Origin of the sequence: Mycobacterium sp. 050128 (assembly GCF_036409155.1) — a bacterium.
In the GTDB taxonomy this organism is placed as follows: domain Bacteria; phylum Actinomycetota; class Actinomycetes; order Mycobacteriales; family Mycobacteriaceae; genus Mycobacterium.
In genome coordinates, this window is record NZ_JAZGLW010000001.1 from 1,886,093 (window position 1) to 1,905,674 (window position 19,582).

Here is a 19,582-nt window from a genome sequence, read left to right on the forward strand (position 1 = left end):
CTCGCGCACCTGCAGCGACCACGCATCGTCGACCCGCAGCCGCAGCATCGCGTGCCGATCCAACAGGGCCTGCAACACCATTGCAACGTCGGCCTCGGTTACGCCGGCGGGCGCCCGCACGACGACCGTCTGGTTGAAGTGCTCGACCGGGCCGGGGACGTCTTGCAGCCATCGCATGATCGGGGTGGCCGACACCGGTCCGATGCCCTCATCGACCACGACGGCTTCCTCATCGACCACGCTGGCCACTCGGGCCAGCCGAGCCACGGTCTGCTCGACGAAAATGTCACGCGGACGGCACAACACACCGGCCGCGCGCGATCGGGCGACCACTTGCATCGACAAGATGCTGTCGCCGCCCAGGTCGAAGAACGAGTCGTCGATGCCGACTCGTTCGAGGCCAAGCACTTGGGCGTAGATACCGGCCAGGATTTCTTCGATGGCGTCGGTGGGGGCGCGGTAGTGGCCGGCATCGTCGTAATCGGGTGCCGGTAGCGCGCGGGTGTCGAGTTTTCCGTTGACGGTCAGCGGCAGCGCTTCCAGCACGACGATCGCCGACGGGACCATGTAGGCCGGAAGCTGCTCGGCCAGCGCGGCGCGCAGCGCGGCCGGGTCGGCGGTGCCGGTGACGTAGGCGACGAGCCGGGTGGCGGCGCGCTCGTCACGGGTGACCACGACGGCCTGATCCACGCCGTCGAGGGCGGCGAGGGCCGTTTGAATTTCGCCGAGTTCGATTCGGTAGCCACGGATTTTGACCTGCTCGTCGGCGCGACCGAGGTAGTCGAGTTGCCCGTCGGCGCGCCAGCGCACCAGGTCACCGGTGCGGTACATCCGGGTGCCGCGTTCGCCGTACGGGCAGGCGATAAATCGCGAGGCCGTCAACTCGGCCCGGCCGAGGTATCCACACGCCACCCCCGTGCCGGCGACGTACAACTCGCCGACCACCCCGGCCGGTACCGGGCGTAGCCAGGGATCCAATACGAACAGCGCCGAAGTGGCCACCGGCACGCCGATGGGTGCGGCGCCCGATCCCGCGACGAGGGGGTTGCTCATCGAGGCGTACACCGTGGCTTCGGTCGGGCCGTAGGCGTTGATCAGCATCCGGCCGGGGGCCCACTGATCCACCACCTCGGCGGGGCAGGCCTCCCCGCCGAGGAGCAACGACACGGACTCCAGCCCGTCCGGGTTCAATGCCGCTGCAGCCGAAGGGGTTTGCGTGAGCACGTTGACGTGTTCGCGCACCAGCAAAGCGTGGAAGTCGTGCGGCGAGGCCGTCACTTCTTCGGGGACGACGACCAATCGTCCGCCGCCGAGCAGGGCGGCCCAGATCTCCCAGACCGAGAAGTCGAACCCGTACGAGTGGCACTGCGTCCATACCTGCGTCACCGGCAGCTGGCTGGGCGTGGACACCGCCAGGTGTGCCAGGTTGCGGTGGCTGACCGCAACGCCTTTGGGTACGCCGGTGGTGCCCGAGGTGTAGATCAGATACGCGATGTCATCGGGCGACGGCGCCGGCAGCGCGATCGCCGGCTGGGACTGCACTGCGGGGTCGTTGATGTCGATGACCGCAAGGTCGTAATCGCGCAGCCGCGGCCCCAGCTCCGCGGTGGTTATCGCGGCGACCGGGGCGGCGTCGGTGAGCATGAACCCGATTCGCGGATCGGGATGGTCCGGATCCATCGGCAGGTACGCTGCCCCCGTCTTGAGTACCGCCAGCATAGCGACAACGGCGTCGGCCGACCGCGAAAACAGCAGCGCCACAGACTGTCCCGGTCCAGCACCCCGCGCGGCCAGCAGATGTGCCAGCCGGCTCGCGGATTCATCGAGTTCGCGGTAGCTCAGTGAGTTGCCCGCGTCGGTAATGGCCACCGCGTCCGGGGTGCGCCGCGCGTGCTCGCCGAAGAATTCCGGCACCGACACCGTCACCGGCGCGGGCAGGGCCAACATCGCGCGGTTGCCCAAGATGTCGAGCCTGGCATGCTCGTCGGCGCCCAGTAGCTGGATCGATGAGAGGCGTTGCGCCGCGCCGGATGTCATGGCCGTCAACACCCGCTGCAGCCGCTCGGCCAATTCCTCGATGCTGTCGGCGTCGAATACGTCGGTGCGATATTCGACTGTTCCGGAAATCCCGGCGGGCTCACCGGCCGCGGTGAAGAGTTCGGTCAGGGAGAACGACACGTCCATGCGTGCGGTGTGGGTGTCGATCGGCAGCGCCGTGGCCTTCACGTCGCCCAATGCCAGCTCGGCGGCCTGGGCGTTTTGCCAGCCCAACATCACCTGGATCAGCGGGTGATGTGCCAGGCTTCGGGTCGGGTTCAACCGTTCGACCAGAACCTCGAACGGGACGTCTTGGTGTTCGTAGGCGGCCAGGCTGCGCTGGCGCACCTGCGCCAGCAGCTCGGCGACGGTCGGGTCGCCGGTCACGTCGACCCGCAGCACCAGCGTGTTGACGAAGAAGCCCACCAGCTCGTCCAGGGCCGGGTCGCGGCGCCCGGCAATCGGAAAGCCCACGGCCACATCCGAACTCGCGCTGACCGCCGACAGCAACACCGCCAGCGCCGCCTGCGCCACCATAAAGCTCGTCGCGTTGTGTTCGCGGGCCAATTGGTGTACCCGTCGCTGCAACTCGGCCGGCCACTCCAACGCGACCGTGGCCCCGCGCTGATCGGCGGCCGGCGGGTAAGGCCGATCGGTCGGCAGTGCAATGCGCTCGGGCATCCCGGCCAAGGCGTCGCGCCAGAACGCCAGCTGGGAGGCGATCGGACTGTCGGGATCGGCCAGATCGCCGAGCTGAGTGTGCTGCCATATCGCGTAATCGGCGTACTGTACCGGCAATTCGGCCCACGCGGGCGCTTGTCCTCGGCATCGGGCAGCGTACGCCTCGGCCAGATCGCGCACCAGCGGAGCGATCGACCAGCCGTCGGCGGCGATATGGTGCACGACACCAACCAGCACATGCTCGTGATTGCTGCGCCTGAAGAGGGTGGCGCGAATAGGGAGTTCGGCAGACAGGTCGAACCGGTGACCGACCGCGGCGTCGATGGCGTCGTCGAAAAGAGTCGCGGACCATCGGGCGGAATCGACGAACCGCCAGCCGAATCCGGCCCGATCGGATTCCATCACTACTTGTCGCGGGATGCCGTCCGGTGCCGAAAACACCGTTCGCAGACTTTCATGGCGTGCCACCACGTCGCCCAGCGCGGCAGCCAGCGCGTCGACATCGAGGCTCCCGGATAGCCGCAACGCCACCGCCATGTTGTACACGGCGGACGGTCCTTGCAACTGGTCCAGGAACCACAACCGAGATTGGGCATACGACAGCGGCACCACCGCGGGTCGCTCGAGGGCGATCAGCGGCTCACGGTGGCTCGTGTTCGCGCCGAGATGGGGTGCCAGCTGGGCAACCGTGGGTGCGTCGAAAAGCCTGCCTACCTTCAGGTCTGCGTCCAGAACAGTGTTGATCGCGGCGACCACCCGCATCGCCGATAGCGAGTCTCCGCCGAGATCGAAGAAGGAATCGTCGACTCCGACCCGTTCCACGTTGAGCACTTGGGCGTAGACCCCGGCCAGGATCTCCTCGACGGCGCTGGCCGGCGCCCGGTACCGATCGGCATTGCCGTAGTCCGGTGCCGGCAGGGCCCGGGTGTCGAGCTTCCCGTTCACCGTCATCGGCAACGCGTCGACCAGCAGTACCGCCGACGGCACCATGTACGCCGGGAGCAGCTCGGCCAGCTGGGCACGGACCAGGGCCGGGTCGGCGGTCCCGGTGACGTACCCGACGAGGCGCTTGGTGCCGCTGCGGTCCTCGCGGGCGATCACCGCGGCCTGCTCGACGCCTTCCAAACTGGCCAGGGCCGCGCGTATTTCGCCGAGTTCGATGCGGTAGCCGCGAATCTTCACCTGCTCATCGGCGCGCCCGACATATTGCAACTGCCCGTCGGCGTCCCACCGCACCAGGTCGCCGGTCCGATACATCCGGGCACCGGGGCCTCCGAACGGACACGCCATGAAACGCGACGCGGTCAGCCCGGCCCGGCGCCAATACCCGCATCCCACGCCGCGTCCGGCCAGGTACAACTCGCCGACCACGCCGACGGGCACCGGGCGCAACCAGCCATCGAGCACGAAGAACGCCGCCCCCGATACCGGCGAACCGATCGGCACCACACCGGATTTCGCGACAAGAGGCGCACTCTTGGATAGCCACATCGTCGTCTCGGTGGGCCCGTAGACGTTGACCATCGTCCGCCCGGGTGCCCATCGATCGACCACCTCGGGTGGGCACGGTTCGGCGCCGATCACCAACGCAGCCGATTCCAAACCATCGACGGACAGGGCTGCCACCGCGGACGGGGTTTGGGTGAGAACCGTGACGCGTTCGTTGACGAGTAGCTCGTGGAAGTCTTCGGGTGAGCGGGTCATCGGTTCGGGCACCACCACCAGCCGACCGCCGTGCAGCAGCGCGCCCCAGATCTCCCACACCGAGAAGTCGAACGCGTAGGAATGGAACTGCGTCCACACCTGCTCCGCGGTCAGCTCCAGCCCGGCCTCCAGGGAGTCGAAGAGCTGGGTGACGTTGGAGTGGTTGACCGCAACGCCTTTGGGCACCCCGGTCGTGCCCGAGGTGTAGATGATGTGGGCGACATCGTCGGGCTCGGGCATCGGTAGCGCGGTGGCGGGTTGCGCGGCGAGCGCGGGATCGCGGATATCGATGGTCGTGAGGTCGTACCCGTCGATTCGCGCGCGCAGCTCGGTGGTGGTGAGCGCGGCGATCGGCGCGGCGTCGGTCACCATGAATTCGATCCGTGCCGCGGGGTGCGCCGGATCGATCGGCAGGTATGCCGCCCCGGATTTCAACACCGCCAAGATCGCCACGATGGCCTCGGCCGAGCGCGGAAACAGCAGTGCCACAGACTGGCCCGGGGCCGCCCCGTGCAAGGTCAGCAGGTGTGCCACCCGGTTGGACTCTTCGTCGAGTTCGCGGTAGGTGATCGAGCGGCCATCGAACGTGATCGCGATCGCGTCGGGGGTGCGTACGGCTTGCGCGGCGAACAATGCCGGCACTGATATCCCGGTCGTTGGCCGGGTCAGCACCGCTCGGTTCCCGATCTCATCGAGGCGGCTGTGTTCGTTGGCGTCGAGTAGATCCATCAACGACAACCGGCTGGTGGGGTCGCTGGTGACGGCCACCAGGACTCGCTGCAACTGCCGGAGCAGCGTTTGGACGCTGTCGGCGGTGAAGACGTCGGTGTCGTACTCGATCCGCAGGCCGAGTTCTTCGCCGGGCATGGCCTGCAAAGTCATTGGGTAGTGGTTGTTTTCGCGCGCGGTGTACCCGGTGACCGCCAAGCCGTTGACGCCGAACAATGCGGGATCAACGGGGTAGTTCTCGTAGACGAACAGGGTGTCGAAGAGTTGGTCGTGGCCGGCGGCGCGGTGAATCTCGGGCAGTGCCAGGTGCTGGTGTTCGAGGGTGTGGTTGTTGGCGCGGTGCAGTTGGTCGAGTAGGTCGGAGGTGGTGGTGGCCGTGGTGATGGTGGCGCGCACCGGAATGGTGTTGATCAGCAGGCCGACCATCGAATCGGACCCGGTCAACTCGGGCGGGCGGCCCGAGACGGCGGTCCCGAAGGCGACGTCGCGCTGGCCGGTCAGCCACATCAGCAGCTGGGCCCAGCCGGCCTGCAGGACGGTGTTGACGGTGGTGTGGTTCAGCCGCGCCAGCTCACTGACGGCCAGTGTTGTGTCGGCCGGTACTCGCGACGTCACCACCGCTCGCCGCCCGAGCCCGGCCCGGCCCGGCGGGCCCACCAGGGTGGGAGCCTCGAAGCCGGCGAACATTTGACGCCAGGCCGTCTCGGCGCTGCCGCGGTCCTGGTCGGTCAGCCAGGACACGAACCGGCGATACGGCGCGGGTGCCGGGAGTCGCTGGCCGTAGTAGGTAGTGAAGATCTCTTGCAACACGATTGGCAGTGACCAGCCATCGAGCACGATGTGGTGGTTCGTCAACACCAACCGGTGCAGGTCGCTGCCGATGCGGATCAGCGCGACCCGGAACGCGGGCGGGTCGGTCAGGTCGACGACAGCCGTGCGTTCGGCGGCGCACAGCCGGGCGAGGTGTTCCTCGGCATCGACGGCACCATCGAGTTCCAGGTATTGCCAGGATAATTCGGGATCGACCGGGATGACCTGGATCGGGTCGTCGAACTCCGGGCAGAACCGGGCAGCCAGGTTGGGATGGCGGCCGACCACCGTGTCGACCGCCGCGCGCAACCGGTCGTGCTCCAGTGGGCCGGTGATGGTGATATCCAGCTGGACCGCGTACAGCTCGCCCAAATCGCTTGTGCCATGGGCATTAGCGTGGAACAGCAGACCCTGCTGCAGCGGCGTCAGCGGCAAGATGTCGGCGATGTGGTCGCGCCGGCACAGCTCGTCGATCTGCTGCTGGCTGAGCCGGGCCGGGACGATATCCGACGGTGTCAGGCCGCCTCCGCCGGCGCGGACGTGAGCGCAGATCCCGGTCAGGGCGTCGAACCACAATTGGTTGAGCCGGCCGACTTGCTCACTGCTGAGCGCTGAAGTGGCCCAGGTCCAGGTCGCGTGCAAGCGCGGGCCGATGTCCGTGTCGAGGGTGCCGGCGTTGAGTTCCACGGTGTGCCCCAACGGCATTGGGATTGCCGAGGCCACGGCGGCCACCGTCACACCGTCCTCGCCGATCAGCCACAGGTCGTCGGAGAACTCAACGGCGCCGGCGCCCAGACGCCCGAAGTAGTTGAATCCGATCACCGGTTCGGCCGAGTCCAGATCCACTTCGGGGTTCAGGTAGCGCAGCAGCCCGTAGGTCAGGCCGTCGGGCAGCGCACGCAGTTGTTCCTTGGCGTCCTTGATAACCGCGCCCAGCGCGGGCGCGCCGGCGAGCACCTGTGCCCAGGACACTCCACCGCCATCCAGGGCCACCGGATATTTGGTGGTGAACCATCCCACCGTCCGTGACAGGTCCATGTCACCGGCCAGTTCGTCGTGGCGCCCATGGCCCTCCACGTCGATGCCGATCGGCGCGTCTGCGGTGCCCAGAAACTCCGTACAGGCCAACCCGAAAGCGATCAGCAGGATGTCTTGCACGCCGGCGTGAAACGCCGCGGGCACTTCGCCCAACAACATCCGGGTGGTATCGACGTCGAGATCCACCGACAACCGTCCCGCACTGGCGTAGGTGTCCAGCTCGGGCCGGGGTGCCGGCAGTGCGGCCGGGACCGCGGCGATCTGCCGCCACACCTGCGTCTGTGCGACGACGTCGGGATCACGGGCGTGCTGATCGAGCCACGACGCCCACCGGGCGAACGACGTCCCCGGTGCCGGCAAGGCCACCTCTTGCTCGCCGCAATGCTGTGTCCAGGCAAGGTTGATGTCTTCCAACAGAATTCGCCACGACACCCCGTCGACGGACAGATGGTGGATGATCAGCACGAGCTCACCGATCGGCGCTACCCACAATGCGCTCAGCATCTTTCCGGTGACCGGATCCAGCCGGGCCCGCGCTTGGACCAGTACCTCATCGGAGAGCTCTTCGACGACGCGCAGGCAACCGCGCGCGTCCACCGAACCGGGCTCGGGCACCCACAACGACCAGCCGCCGGCGAAGTCGTCGTCGACCCGCAGCCGCAGCATCGCGTGCCGGTCCAGCAACGCCTGCAGCACCAGCACCACGTCGGCTTCGGTCACCGTGACGGGGGCCTGAATGGCGACGGTCTGGTTGAACTCCTCGACGCGACCCGCGACGCCCTCCAGCCAGCGGATGATCGGGGTGGCCGACACCTCGCCCACGCCTTCATCGACGACGCCGGCGTCATCCGTTGCGACACTGGCTACCCGGGCCAGCCGGGCCACGGTCTGCTCGACGAAAATGTCGCGAGGGCGGCACACCACCCCGGCCGCGCGAGCCCGGGACACCACCTGCATCGACAGGATGCTGTCCCCACCCAGGTCGAAGAACGACTCATCGACCCCCACCCGCTTCAACCCCAGTACCTGGGCGTAGATCCCGGCCAGGATCTCCTCGACGGCATCGGTGGGGGCGCGGTAGTGACCGGCATCGTGGTATTCGGGCGCGGGCAACGCGCGGGTGTCGAGTTTGCCGTTGATCGTCATCGGCACCGCGTCGAGCACTACGACCGCCGACGGAACCATATAGGGGGGGAGGCCGTCGGCAAGCGCGGCGCGGGCGTGGTTGGGGTCGGCGGTTCCGGTGATGTAGCCGACGAGGCGTTTGACGCCGGGCTGGTCTTCGCGGGCGACGACGACGGCCTGCTCCACGCCTTCCAAACATGCTAGGGCCGACCGTATTTCGCCGAGCTCGATGCGGTAGCCGCGAATCTTGACCTGTTCGTCGGCGCGGCCCAGGTAGTCGAGTTGCCCGTCGGGACGCCACCGCACCAGGTCACCGGTGCGGTACATCCGGGCGCCGGGTCCCGCGAACGGGCAGGCCATGAAACGAGACGCGGTCAACCCACCTCGGCGCCAATACCCGCATCCGACGCCGCGACCGGCCAGGTACAACTCGCCGACCACGCCGACGGGCACCGGGCGCAACCACTCGTCGAGCACGAAGAACGCTGCCCCCGATACCGGCGAGCCGATCGGCGGAACGCCCGAACCCGTTGTGAGCGGCGCGCTCTTGGCTGCCCACATCGTCGTCTCGGTCGGGCCGTAGACGTTGATCATCAGTCGACCACCCGCCCACCGATCCACCAGGTCGGCCGGGCAGGGTTCGGCGCCGATCACCAGCGCGGTCGATTCCAACCCCTGCGGGGAGAGCATCCCGACCGCGGACGGGGTCTGAGTGAGAACGGTGACGTGTTCGGCGACCAGCAGGGCGTGGAAGTCTTCCGGTGAGCCGGCCACCGCTTCGTGCACCACCACCAATCGGCCGCCGTGTAGCAGCGCGCCCCAGATCTCCCACACCGAGAAGTCGAAGGCGTACGAGTGGCATTGGGTCCACACTTGTTCGGGTGACAGTTCCAGGCCGGTGTCGAGTGAGTCGAAGAGTTGAATGACGTTGTGCTGAGTGACCGCAACGCCTTTGGGCATACCGGTCGTGCCCGAGGTGTAGATGATGTGGGCGATGTCGTCTGGCGCCGGCCCGGGCGGCGCGGTCGCGGGCTGAGCGTCGATGCGTGGGTCGTCCACATCGATGATCCGTAGCTCGCATTTCTGCAGCCGCGGCCGCAGCTCGGCGGTGGTGATCGCGGCGATCGGCTCGGCGTCGGCCACCATGAACGCGATTCGCGCCGACGGGTGGGCGGGATCGATCGGCAGGTAGGCCGCCCCGGATTTGAGTACCGCCAGGATCGCGATGATCGCTTCGGCGGATCGCGAAAACAACAGCGCCACAGACTGTCCCGGGGCAGCTCCTGCGGAGCACAGTAGGTGTGCCAACCGGTTGGCGGCCGCGTCGACCTCGAGGTAGGTCATCGACCGGCCCTCGAAGGTTACGGCTACCGCCTCCGGGGCGCGGGCGACCTGCGCGGCCCACAGCGCCGGAACTGTTGTCGGGTTCGCCGGCTGGGCCAGTATGGCGCGATTGCCGAACGCGTCGAGCTGGGTCTGCTCGGCGGAATTCAACAGCTGGATCGATGAGAGCCGTTGGGTGGCATCGGTTGTCATGGCAAGCAGCACGCGCTGCAACCGCCCGATCAACGCCTCGATGCTGTCCGGGTCGAACACGTCGGTGCGATACTCCACCGTCCCGCAGATTCCGGCCGGCTCACCGGACGCGGTGAAGCTCTCGGTCAGGGAGAAGGCCAAATCCGTTCGTGCGGTGTGGGTGTCGATCGGTAAGGGAGTGGCTCGCACATCGCCCAATGCCAGTTCGGCCGGCTCCGCGTTCTGCCAGCCCAGCATCACCTGCACCAGCGGGTGATGTGCCAGGCTGCGGGTGGGGTTCAGCCGATCGACGAGAACATCGAACGGCACGTCTTGGTGTTCGTAGGCGGCCAGGCTGCGCTGGCGTACCCGAGCCAGCAACTCCGTGACGGTGGGATCGCCGGCCACGTCGACGCGCAGCACCAGGGTGTTGACGAAAAAGCCCACCAGCTCGTCGAGCGCGGGGTCGCGGCGTCCGGCGATCGGGAAGCCCACGGCCACATCCGAACTCGAGCTGACCACCGAGAGCAGCACGGCCAGGGCGGCCTGGACCACCATGAAGCTGGTGGCATTGTGTTCACGGGCCACCTCGCGGACCCGCTGCTGCAGCTCGGCGGGCCACTGCACGGCCACGCTGGCCCCGTGCTGATCGGCCACCGGCGGGTACGGACGGTCGGTGGCAAGTGGCAATACCTCCGACATTCCCGCCAGCGCGTCTTCCCAATAGGACAGTTGCGACGCGATGGGGCTGTCGGCGTCGTCCAGGTCACCGAACTGTGCATGCTGCCACAGCGTGTAATCGGCGTACTGCACCGGCAATTCGGCCCAGCCCGGTACGCGCCCCAGACACCGAGCGGCGTACGCTTCGGCCAGATCGCGCATCAGAGGCGCGATCGACCAGCCGTCGGCGGCAATGTGGTGCAGCACGCCGACCAGCAGATGCTCGTCGTCGCTGCGGCGAAAAAGCGTTGCCCGCAAAGGGATCTCGGTGGTCAGATCGAAGGTGTAGCGCGCCGCCGCATCGACGGCCTCGTCCAGACGCTCGGGCGGCCAGTCGTTGGAATTTACGACCTGCCAACCGAACTCGGCACGGTCGGCGGCTAACACCAGTTGCCGCGGGGTGTCTTCGTTCGCGGGGAACACCGTACGCAGGCTCTCGTGCCGAGCGATCACATCGGCCATCGCGGCGGCCAGCGCGTCGACGTCGAGACTGCCCGACAGCCGCAACGCCACCGCGATGTTGTACATCGGCGAGGGGCCTTGCAGCTGGCCCAGGAACCACAGCCGCGATTGGGCGAACGACAGCGGAACCACTGCCGGTCGCTCGCCGGCCGTCAACGGTTTCAGTCGTCCCTGCCCGGTGTCGATGCGGGGCACCAACTGCGCAATGGTCGGGGCTTCGAACAACGCCCGCACCGAAAGCCCGGTGTCGAGGGCGGTGTTGATCGCGCCGATCGCCCGCATCGCGGAAAGCGAGTCTCCGCCGAGGTCGAAGAAGGACTCCTCGATTCCGACCCGCTCCACTCCCAGCACCTGCGCGTAGATACCGGCCACGATCTCCTCGACCGCGGTGGCCGGTGCGAGGTAGTGCTCGACGTCGCGGTACTCCGGTGCCGGCAGCGCGCGGGTGTCGAGCTTGCCGTTGACCGTCAACGGCAAGGCGTCGATCGCCAGCACCGCGACCGGCACCATGTACGCGGGCAACCGCTCGGCCAGTGCGCTGCGCAGTTCGGCCGGGTCGGCGGTGCCGGTGACGTAGCCCACCAAGCGCTTCTCGCCGGGGCGATCCTCGCGGGAGATCACCGCGGCCTGCTCGACCCCATCGAAACCTGCTAGGGCGGCCCGGATTTCGCCGAGCTCGATGCGGTAGCCGCGAATCTTGACCTGATCGTCGGCGCGCCCGACATAGTCGAGTTGCCCGTCGTCGCCCCAGCGCACCAGGTCCCCGGTGCGATACATGCGGGCGCCGGCTCCACCGAAGGGACAGGCCACGAACCGCGACGCCGTCAACGGGGCTCGCGCCACATAGCCGTATCCGACACCGCCGCCGGCCACGTACAGCTCGCCGACCACCCCGGCGGGCACCGGGCGCAGCCAGTCGTCGAGCACAAACAGTGCCGATGTAGAGACCGGTGCACCGATCGGTACCGCATTCCCCGCCGTCAGGGGCGCGCTCATCGCCGCATAGATAGTGGTTTCGGTGGGGCCGTAGGCGTTGATCATCACGCGCCCGGGCGCCCACCGGTCGACCACCTCGGCCGGGCACGCCTCGCCGCCGATCAGCAGCGCCGCCGATTCCAGACCTTCCGGCGACAGCACCGCCACCGACGACGGGGTCTGCGTCAGCACGGTGACGCGCTCGGCGATCAGCAGGGCGCCGAAGTCGTCGGCCGACCCGGTCACCAACTCGGGGACAACCACCAGCCGGTCGCCGTTCAGCAGCGCAGCCCAGATCTCCCACACCGAGAAGTCGAACGCGTACGAGTGGCATTGGGTCCACACCTGTCCGGGTGGCAACCCGGCGTTCAGCGAGTCGAGCTGTGCACTGACGTTGTGGTGGGTGATGGCCACGCCTTTGGGGACACCGGTGGTGCCCGAGGTGTAGATGATGTGCGCGATGTCATCGGGTGACGGATCGGGCGGCGCGGTGGTGGGTTGAGCATCGATTGCCGGGTCGTGGATATCGATGGTCGCCAGGCCGTAGCCGTCCAGCCGGCCGGCGAGCCCGCTGGTGGTCAGTGCGGCCACCGGCGCGGCGTCGGCGAGCATGAACTCGATCCGCGCCGCCGGGTGAGCCGGGTCGATCGGCAGGTACGCGGCTCCGGTCTTCAGCACCGCCAGGATCGCGACTATGGCGTCGGCCGAGCGCGAAAAGAGCAGCGCCACAGACTGTCCCGGTCCCGCGCCCCGATCCGCGAGCAGGTGCGCCACCCGGTTGGCGTTCTCGTCGAGTGCACGGTAGGTCAACGAGCGGCCGTCGAAGGTCACCGCCGCCGCATCGGGGGTGCGCGCGACTTGTGCGGCGAACAATGCCGGGATCGACACCGCGGTCGCGGGTCGCGTCAGCGCCTCCCGGTTGCCCAACCGATCCACGCCGGTGTGTTCGCCGTCGTCCAGCAGATCCATCGAGGAGAGCTCGCGGTCGGGCGCCGTCGCCATCGCTTTCAGCAGCCGCTGCAAGCGCTCCGTCAGTTCCGCGACGTCGAAGTTCGAATACGGTTGCCCGGCACCGGCAGTGGTGACAAACTGCTCGTCGCCGGCACCGACGAAGAACAGCCCGAAGTGGCCGATCGGTCCAAAACTGGTGTATGTCGCAGTTCCTGGAACACCGGCAAAGTTCAGGGTGAGTCTGGACGGGATGAAATTGACGACTATCCGATTGGCCGCCGGCGCGGCGCCGCGAAGGCCGCCGTCGTCCCCCAGCACCTGCACCGGAAATCGCTGATGCCGCAATGCTTCTCGTGTTCGTGCGTCAACCTGCTTGCAGAAGTCGGCAACCGTCGACTCCGGTGACGCCTTCAGTACCAGGGGCACCACCCCGGCGACCATCGCGGGGAGCGTCTTCGATTCCGGGTGCACCCGCCTGCTGACCGGGAAGTCCAGCACCACCTCCGAACCGCCGGCGCACCCCCGCACCAGCAGGGCGCACGCCGCCGTGATGACCGAGGTTCGACGGACACCCAGCGCTTTGGACAGCTGTTTGATCTGGCCGACGACGGACGGATCCAGTTGCACCGGCTTGGTCGGCTGATTCGGATCCGGGCGCGAGGTGGCTTGCGGCAATCGATAATCCGGTCCGCTTTCCGACGGGAGGTGTGCGTTCCAGTAAGCCTGATCGTCGAGGTAATCGGTTGACGCCTCGTACTCCAGCTCGGCGCGAACCAGGTCCTGCAGTGAGCCGAAGAACGCCGGAGAGGGGGTGGTGCCGGAAACAATAGCGGTGTAGATAGCCGCAATTCGGCGGCCAACCAGCCCCATGCCCAATCCGTCGAGGATTATGTGGTGGCAGCAGGAAAACCAGTAATACTCGTCGGGTTTCGTGCGGAACAAAGCAAATTTGAGTAGCCGGCCATCCAGCGGCATCGGCGTGTGCTGGATCGATGACGCAATCTCGCGGGCTTCGGCTACGGGATCGCTTGAATCGCGCAGATCGTGGAAGTCCAGCTCGAAACCCGGGTAATCGATTGCCTTTTGGAAAACCTGACCGTCCACTTCGAAGAATGCGGCGCGGCATGGCTCGGCCTCTTGCAATGTTTTGCTGATTGCTTGTTTAAGCAAATCAGGCTCGACCGTGCCCTCGATTCTGATGAAGAGGCCGAGTTGCCAGTCGGTGCCGGAACGACCCGTTTCCTGTGCGAGCCAGATATCTAATTGCCGGCGCGTCAGCGGAAGGGCACGGGCGTCAAGTTCCATCCGGCCCCCTTACCCAAAAGGCTTACGCAATAAGAGCCCTACCCGGTGCCGGCTCTCGCAGCCGTATGTCGGTGCAAGAGCGTGCGATGCAGTCGAAAATAACCGCGCGGGTCGCCTTGTGGTGAACCGCTTACCCGCAGGCAGTGACGTACGCGAATGCCCACCTCGGGCGGTCCTGCTGGTCGTCGTTGACCCTGACGAAGTCGTCGTCGGCGGATTGTTGCTCACCGGTTCTCCCCGCACGTCTAATCGACATGAGTGGAACAAACCCTAGTGGACTAAAACTGGCTCCAACAGGGGATTCGGCAAAGTTCCTACTGTTAGCTGGGTGTTGGCCGTAATTTTCGGGCAGGCGAGTCGGCACAACGAATCTGCCGGGGCCGCAAACGATCTGGCCTCCCGACAGCCCAAGCCAGGGGTCCCGCAGAACTAGCGTTCACGCTACCGGCTGTAAGGCATCGCCGCTACCCGAAATCGCGGAACCGCCGCAGTCAGCGTGCCTGACCCTGGGTGGCCAGGAAGCCGGCGACGCCACGGACGAGTGCGTCGGCATATTTCTGCCGGCCATCAGGGGACTCCATCAGCGCCGAATCGACGGGGTTCTTCATGTTGCCGCACTCGACCAGGATCGCGGGGTATTGCGCCAGGTTGAGGCCGGTCAGGTCCGAGCGTCCGTACAGCCCGCCCTGGCCGATGTAGGTGGACGGCGGGATACCGGCGGCCTGCATCTGGTCGCGCATGATCCGCGCGTACTGCACCGACGGTCCGGCCTGCACCTGGTTGAGGGGCGGGGCCGAATAGTTCACATGGAATCCGCGCCCGGACGGCGGGCCGCCGTCGGCGTGGATGCTCAGGATCGCGTTGGGCCGCAACGAGTTGGCGACGTTGGCGCGCTCGTCGATGCACGGTCCGAGGGCGTTGTCGTTGCCACGGGACAGGGCGGTCCTGACACCGAGTGCGGTCAGCACGGCGCGAACCCGCAGCGCGGTGTCCCAGGTGAAGGTGTGTTCCTGGTAACCGCTGTTGGTCGCCGTGCCACTGGTCTGGCAATCCTTGGTGCCGCCGCGGCCGGTGGTGACCTGCCGGCCGATGGACGCGTCGTTGGCGCCGTTGTGGCCGGGATCGATGAAAACGACCATGCCGGCGATGTTGGATGGGGTAGCGGTCGCGGTCGGGACGATCAGGGTCGACGCGGCGACCAGCATGCTGATCGCCGTCTTGATTCCGACACGCCTGCTCACTCGTTGATCCACGGCGCAAAGGTAACGTCGCGCGGTCTACGCTGGGTGTTTCGAATCGCCGGACATCCACAGGCGAAACCAACTCGAGACCAAGATGCGAAGGGATTGTCATGCAACCCGGAGGCGATATGTCGGCGCTGCTCGCTCAGGCGCAGCAGATGCAGCAAAAGCTAATGGAAGCTCAGCAACTGCTCGCGAACGCCGAGATCCGCGGCCAGGCGGGTGGCGGCCTGGTCGAGGCAATCGTCAAAGGCAGCGGCGAGGTCGTCGCGGTCAAGATCGATCCATCGGTCGTCGACCCCTCGGACGTCGAGACGTTGCAGGACTTGATCGTCGGCGCCATGGTGGATGCCTCCAAGCAGGTCACCAAGATGGCACAGGAGCAGCTGGGATCGCTGACCGCCGGCTTGAGCGCGCCGCCCGCGCCACCGGCCCCACCGACGCAGATGCCGGGGCTCTGACCTCCCAGATGTTCGAGGGACCGGTCCAGGATCTGATCGACGAGCTCGGCAAGCTGCCGGGTATCGGGCCAAAGAGCGCGCAGCGCATCGCTTTTCACTTGTTGTCGGTCGAGCCGCCGGACATCGACCGACTCACCGCCGTGCTGGGGAGGGTCCGCGACGGCGTCCGCTTCTGCGCGGTCTGCGGCAACGTGTCCGACGACGAGCGTTGCCGGATCTGCGGCGATCCGCGCCGGGACGGTTCGCAGGTGTGTGTCGTGGAGGAACCCAAGGACGTTCAGGCCGTCGAGCGCACTCGCGAATTCCGCGGCCGCTACCACGTCCTGGGCGGTGCGCTGGATCCGCTGTCCGGCGTGGGCCCCGATCAGCTGCGGATCCGCGAGCTGCTCAGCCGCATCGGCGAGCGGGTCGACGGTGTGGACATCACCGAGGTGATCATCGCGACCGACCCCAACACCGAGGGGGAGGCGACGGCCACCTACCTGGTCCGGATGTTGCGTGACATTCCGGGCCTGACGGTCACGCGGATCGCGTCCGGGCTGCCGATGGGCGGCGACTTGGAGTTCGCGGACGAGTTGACGCTGGGCCGCGCGCTCACCGGCCGCCGGTCCATGGTCTGACCCGTCGGCCGGTCAGGCGGTCACGACGGCGAAGTTGTCGCTGGCCGCCCACGCTTCTTCGAACGTCGCGATCGAGACCTGCTCGTCGGGGCCCGCGCGGAAGCCGCTGTCGTTGAGATGCACCACACCGGCGTCGTAGTCGACCCCGATGACGACCACGAAGTGGTTTTCCTTGGTCCGATTGCCGGGCCGGTTCCAGATCACGTTGTCGTTGACCCCGACGATGATCTTGCGACCGTGATCCAGGTCGACCGCCAGCGCTTCGGTGTTGGGGTACACCGCGTCGGCGGGGATGCCGTAGTGCGCCAGTAGCGGTACCAGGTCGCGATTGCTGGTCCGGCCGTCGGGGCGGTAGATCGGCCCGGGGTGGGCCGCGCTCGGGATGTTTCCCGCCGCGGCGTCGATCTCGTCCTCGCTGGGCTCGTGGCCGCTGATCTGGCCGATCACATCGGCCACCGCCATCTCGCCGCAGTCGAGATGCTGTTGCTGATAACGCCAGTAGGGCGCCGCGGCGGCCGGATCGCCATGCATTCCGGCGGTGATGTGTGGGGCGGGCACGTTCGGGGCGGCGTGGGCACCGGCGATGCCGACCGCCCAGCCGGCGGCCGCCGCGGCCAGCAACGTGGCGAGCGCGCCGAAGCGTGCCTTAGTGGTCATAGTTGCTGGGGCGCTGGCCATGGGGACCCCTTTCTCGAGCCGCCGCGGGGGGCGCGTCGGCGTACCGGAAGGGTCGGGCCCGGCCCTAAAAGGAACCTTGTTGTGCAGGTAGGACCGGGTCTGTCGGTCCTCAGGCCTTGCTCAACTGGAACGGCCTGGTGAAGGTCTTGCCGGGCTCTGCGCTGCAGGCATCCGACGCCGTCGTCCGGGCTTCGCCGGCAAGCGACACGGCATCGAAGCTGTAGTCGACGGTCACCGGGGCCTCTGCGACCGAAGCGCCGTTCGGGCAGGGCGCCTGGGCCGTGCCGATGTGAGTCCATCGACCGTTGGCAAGGTGGAATTCCCAGCTGATGACTAAGGTCCCGCCGTCCTGCGAGGTCGCCCGGGTGCAGTCCGACCCGCACGGGGCGAAAAGCCAGGCGGTCGATTTGCCGTTGTCCGGATAAAGCACGTTGTAGCGGCCGCTCGGGACTTCCGGGTCGGCGTGCGCCGGTGTCGGCGACGCGATGAACACGGCCGCACCCAGCAGTGCGGCGCCGGCAGTCATCTCGGCCCGCATGGCTAGCGTGCCGCCAGTCGTTCGCGGCGCAGCAGGTCCACCTCGGGCAGTTCCAGCGGCGCCAGCTCGCCGGCAACCTTGCTCAGCAGCAGGTCGGCCAGCTCCGGGTTGCGGGCCAGACATGGCCCATGCATGTAGGTGGCGACGACGCTGCCCTGGATCACGCCGTCGAAACCGTCGCCGAGCCGGTTGCCCGCGCCCTTGACCACCGCGCCCAACGGCGCGGCGTCGGGGCCGAGCACGGTGCCGCCGCGGTGGTTTTCGAAGCCGGTGAGCGGCTGGGTCAGCCCGGCCAGCAGCGGCTTGCTCACCAGCTCGCCGATCGTGCGCGCCTGCTGCGGCAAGGTCGTGACGTCCAGCATGCCCACCCCGTCCACTCGCTCTCCCGACGACGTTTCGTACCAGTGCCCGAGCACCTGGACGGCGGCGCAGATCGACAGGACGGGCGCGCCGCGCTGCGCGGCGCGCTGCAGGCCCGGGTACCGCAGCAGGTGCCGGGTGGCCAGTCGCTGTGCGTAGTCCTCGGCGCCGCCCAGCGTGTACAGATCCAGGGAGTCCGGCACCGGGTCGTCCAGCGTGATCTCGACGATCTCGGCGGCGATACCCCGCAGCAGCAGCCGTTGGCGCAGCACGACCGCGTTGCCGCCGTCGCCGTAGGTGCCCATCACGTCGGGCAACACCAGCCCGATCCGCACTTTGGAGAGCGACCCGGTGTCAGCCATGCCGCGCCAACGCCCGGTTGAGCTGCAGGAACGCCGTGTAGTTGGCGACCACCTCCACCGGCCCGGCCGGGCAGGAGGCGATGGCCGCGACGGTGTCGTGCACAAGCGTGTGCTCGACGCCCGCATACTCCAGCCGCACGGCCAGGTCGGTGCCGCGTTCGCCGGCCGCCACGACTTGGGTGTCCTCGAAGTGCTCGAAGCGCACGTCCCACAGCCAGGACAGGTCCTCGCCGTCGGGCACCTGCCCGTTGACCGAGATGACCACCCCGGCCGCGTGCTTGTTGACCATCGACAGCGCTTCGGACCACCCGGCCGGGTTCTTGGCCAGCAGCATCCGGACGTCATGCCGGCCGACACGCACGGTCCGGTAGCGGCCCGCGACCTCGTCGACCGTCGACACCGCCGCCACCGCCTTCGCGGGATCGGCGCCCAGCGCCACTGCCGCCGCCACCGCCTGGGCGGCGTTGCCCCGATTCACCGTCCCGGGCAGCGCCAGGTGCATCGGCAGGGCCAGCCCGTCGGGCCCGTACAGCGCGTCTCCATCTGCCGGACCGAACCACCACTGCGGGCTGGGCCGCTTGAAGTCGGCGCCGGTGGAGTACCAGTGGCCTTCCTGACCAGGGGGGTCGCGGACGATCACCTCGCCGCTGCGCGGGCAGCTGACCGAGTCGTTGGCCCACGCGCCCCCGGCGGCCACCCACACGACGTTCGGGCTGTCGTAGGCGGCCGAGGTCATCAGCACGTCGTCGCAGTTGGCCACGACGACGGCGTTCGGGTGACGGGCCAGGCCCGCTCGCAGCGTGCGTTCGATGACGTTGATCTCGCCGACCCGGTCCAGCTGATCTCGCGACAGGTTGAGCAGCACGATGACGCTGGGCTCGACGGCATCGGCTACGTGCGGCACGTGCATCTCGTCGACTTCCAGGGCCGCCAGACCCGCGTCGCGGTCGGCGGCCAGGGCGGCGACCAGGCCGGCGTCCATGTTGGCGCCCTCGGCATTGGTGGCGACCGATCCCAGCGTGCCGAGGGCGGCCGCGGTCATCCGGGTGGTCGTGGACTTGCCGTTGGTACCGGTGACGATGACCGTGCGCCGGCCCGCGCCGAGCTGGCGCAGGACCGAACGGTCCAGCGTCATCGCGACCAGGCCACCGATCATCGCCCCGGCGCCGCGCCCGGTCATCCGCGACGCCCAGCGCGCGCTCGCTCCTGCGGCGAGGGCCAGACGTGCGCGGGTGGTGACCACCCGCGCAGTTTAAGGGCGGGCGCTCGG

Annotated in this window: 8 protein-coding genes (1 of these 8 only partly in view); 2 read left to right on the forward strand and 6 right to left on the reverse strand. The window is 67.8% G+C overall.

Translation table 11 applies throughout. The features are described from left to right. Both SKC41_RS09080 and SKC41_RS09085 read right to left on the reverse strand, forming a co-directional pair. Window positions 1-14,052: the 5' portion of a non-ribosomal peptide synthase/polyketide synthase gene (locus SKC41_RS09080; RefSeq protein ID WP_330977323.1), read on the reverse strand. Its footprint begins 17,103 nt before the window's first position; 14,052 of the gene's 31,155 nt are visible here — the first part of the coding sequence; the start codon lies at window positions 14,050-14,052; its stop codon lies beyond the left edge, outside the window. A 491-nt stretch (window positions 14,053-14,543) separates the two neighbouring features. Beyond that, window positions 14,544-15,305, reverse strand: coding sequence for an Rv3717 family N-acetylmuramoyl-L-alanine amidase (locus SKC41_RS09085; protein ID WP_330977324.1), 762 nt, complete (start codon window positions 15,303-15,305; stop codon window positions 14,544-14,546). Between the two features lie 98 nt (window positions 15,306-15,403). Between SKC41_RS09085 and SKC41_RS09090 the strand changes: the two genes are divergently transcribed. Both SKC41_RS09090 and recR read left to right on the forward strand, forming a co-directional pair. Further along, window positions 15,404-15,754, forward strand: coding sequence for a YbaB/EbfC family nucleoid-associated protein (locus SKC41_RS09090; protein WP_330977325.1), 351 nt, complete (start codon window positions 15,404-15,406; stop codon window positions 15,752-15,754). Window positions 15,755-15,762: 8 nt separating this feature from the next. Continuing rightward, window positions 15,763-16,374, forward strand: coding sequence for a recombination mediator RecR (gene recR / locus SKC41_RS09095; RefSeq protein ID WP_330977326.1), 612 nt, complete (start codon window positions 15,763-15,765; stop codon window positions 16,372-16,374). A 12-nt stretch (window positions 16,375-16,386) separates the two neighbouring features. On the opposite strand, the gene SKC41_RS09100 is transcribed toward recR, so the two are convergent. The 4 genes from SKC41_RS09100 to SKC41_RS09115 all read right to left on the reverse strand — a co-directional run bounded on the left by SKC41_RS09100 (window position 16,387) and on the right by SKC41_RS09115 (window position 19,555). Continuing rightward, window positions 16,387-17,052 (reverse strand): hypothetical protein, encoded by a 666-nt coding sequence (locus SKC41_RS09100; protein ID WP_330977327.1) that lies wholly within the window; start codon window positions 17,050-17,052, stop codon window positions 16,387-16,389. 109 nt (window positions 17,053-17,161) lie between these two features. Further along, a complete protein-coding gene (locus tag SKC41_RS09105; RefSeq protein ID WP_330977328.1) occupies window positions 17,162-17,578 on the reverse strand; it encodes a hypothetical protein in 417 nt (138 codons plus the stop codon). Between the two features lie 14 nt (window positions 17,579-17,592). Next, window positions 17,593-18,312: a type 1 glutamine amidotransferase gene (locus tag SKC41_RS09110; RefSeq protein WP_330977329.1), complete on the reverse strand. Its 720-nt coding sequence runs from the start codon at window positions 18,310-18,312 to the stop codon at window positions 17,593-17,595. Continuing rightward, window positions 18,305-19,555 carry a Mur ligase family protein gene (locus SKC41_RS09115; protein WP_330977330.1) on the reverse strand — a complete coding sequence of 417 codons (1,251 nt, stop codon included), beginning with the start codon at window positions 19,553-19,555 and terminating at the stop codon, window positions 18,305-18,307. Before SKC41_RS09115 ends, SKC41_RS09110 begins: the two co-directional genes overlap by 8 nt. Between the last annotated feature and the right edge of the window lie 27 nt (window positions 19,556-19,582).

What these genes read in the sequence shown, in the direction of transcription:
- SKC41_RS09100 (WP_330977327.1), bottom strand. Translation starts at nt 17,052, where the DNA reads ATGGCCAGCGCCCCAGCAACTATGACCACTAAGGCACGCTTCGGCGCG.
- recR (WP_330977326.1), top strand. Translation starts at nt 15,763, where the DNA reads ATGTTCGAGGGACCGGTCCAGGATCTGATCGACGAGCTCGGCAAGCTG.
- SKC41_RS09090 (WP_330977325.1), top strand. Translation starts at nt 15,404, where the DNA reads ATGCAACCCGGAGGCGATATGTCGGCGCTGCTCGCTCAGGCGCAGCAG.
- SKC41_RS09110 (WP_330977329.1), bottom strand. Translation starts at nt 18,312, where the DNA reads ATGGCTGACACCGGGTCGCTCTCCAAAGTGCGGATCGGGCTGGTGTTG.
- SKC41_RS09105 (WP_330977328.1), bottom strand. Translation starts at nt 17,578, where the DNA reads ATGACTGCCGGCGCCGCACTGCTGGGTGCGGCCGTGTTCATCGCGTCG.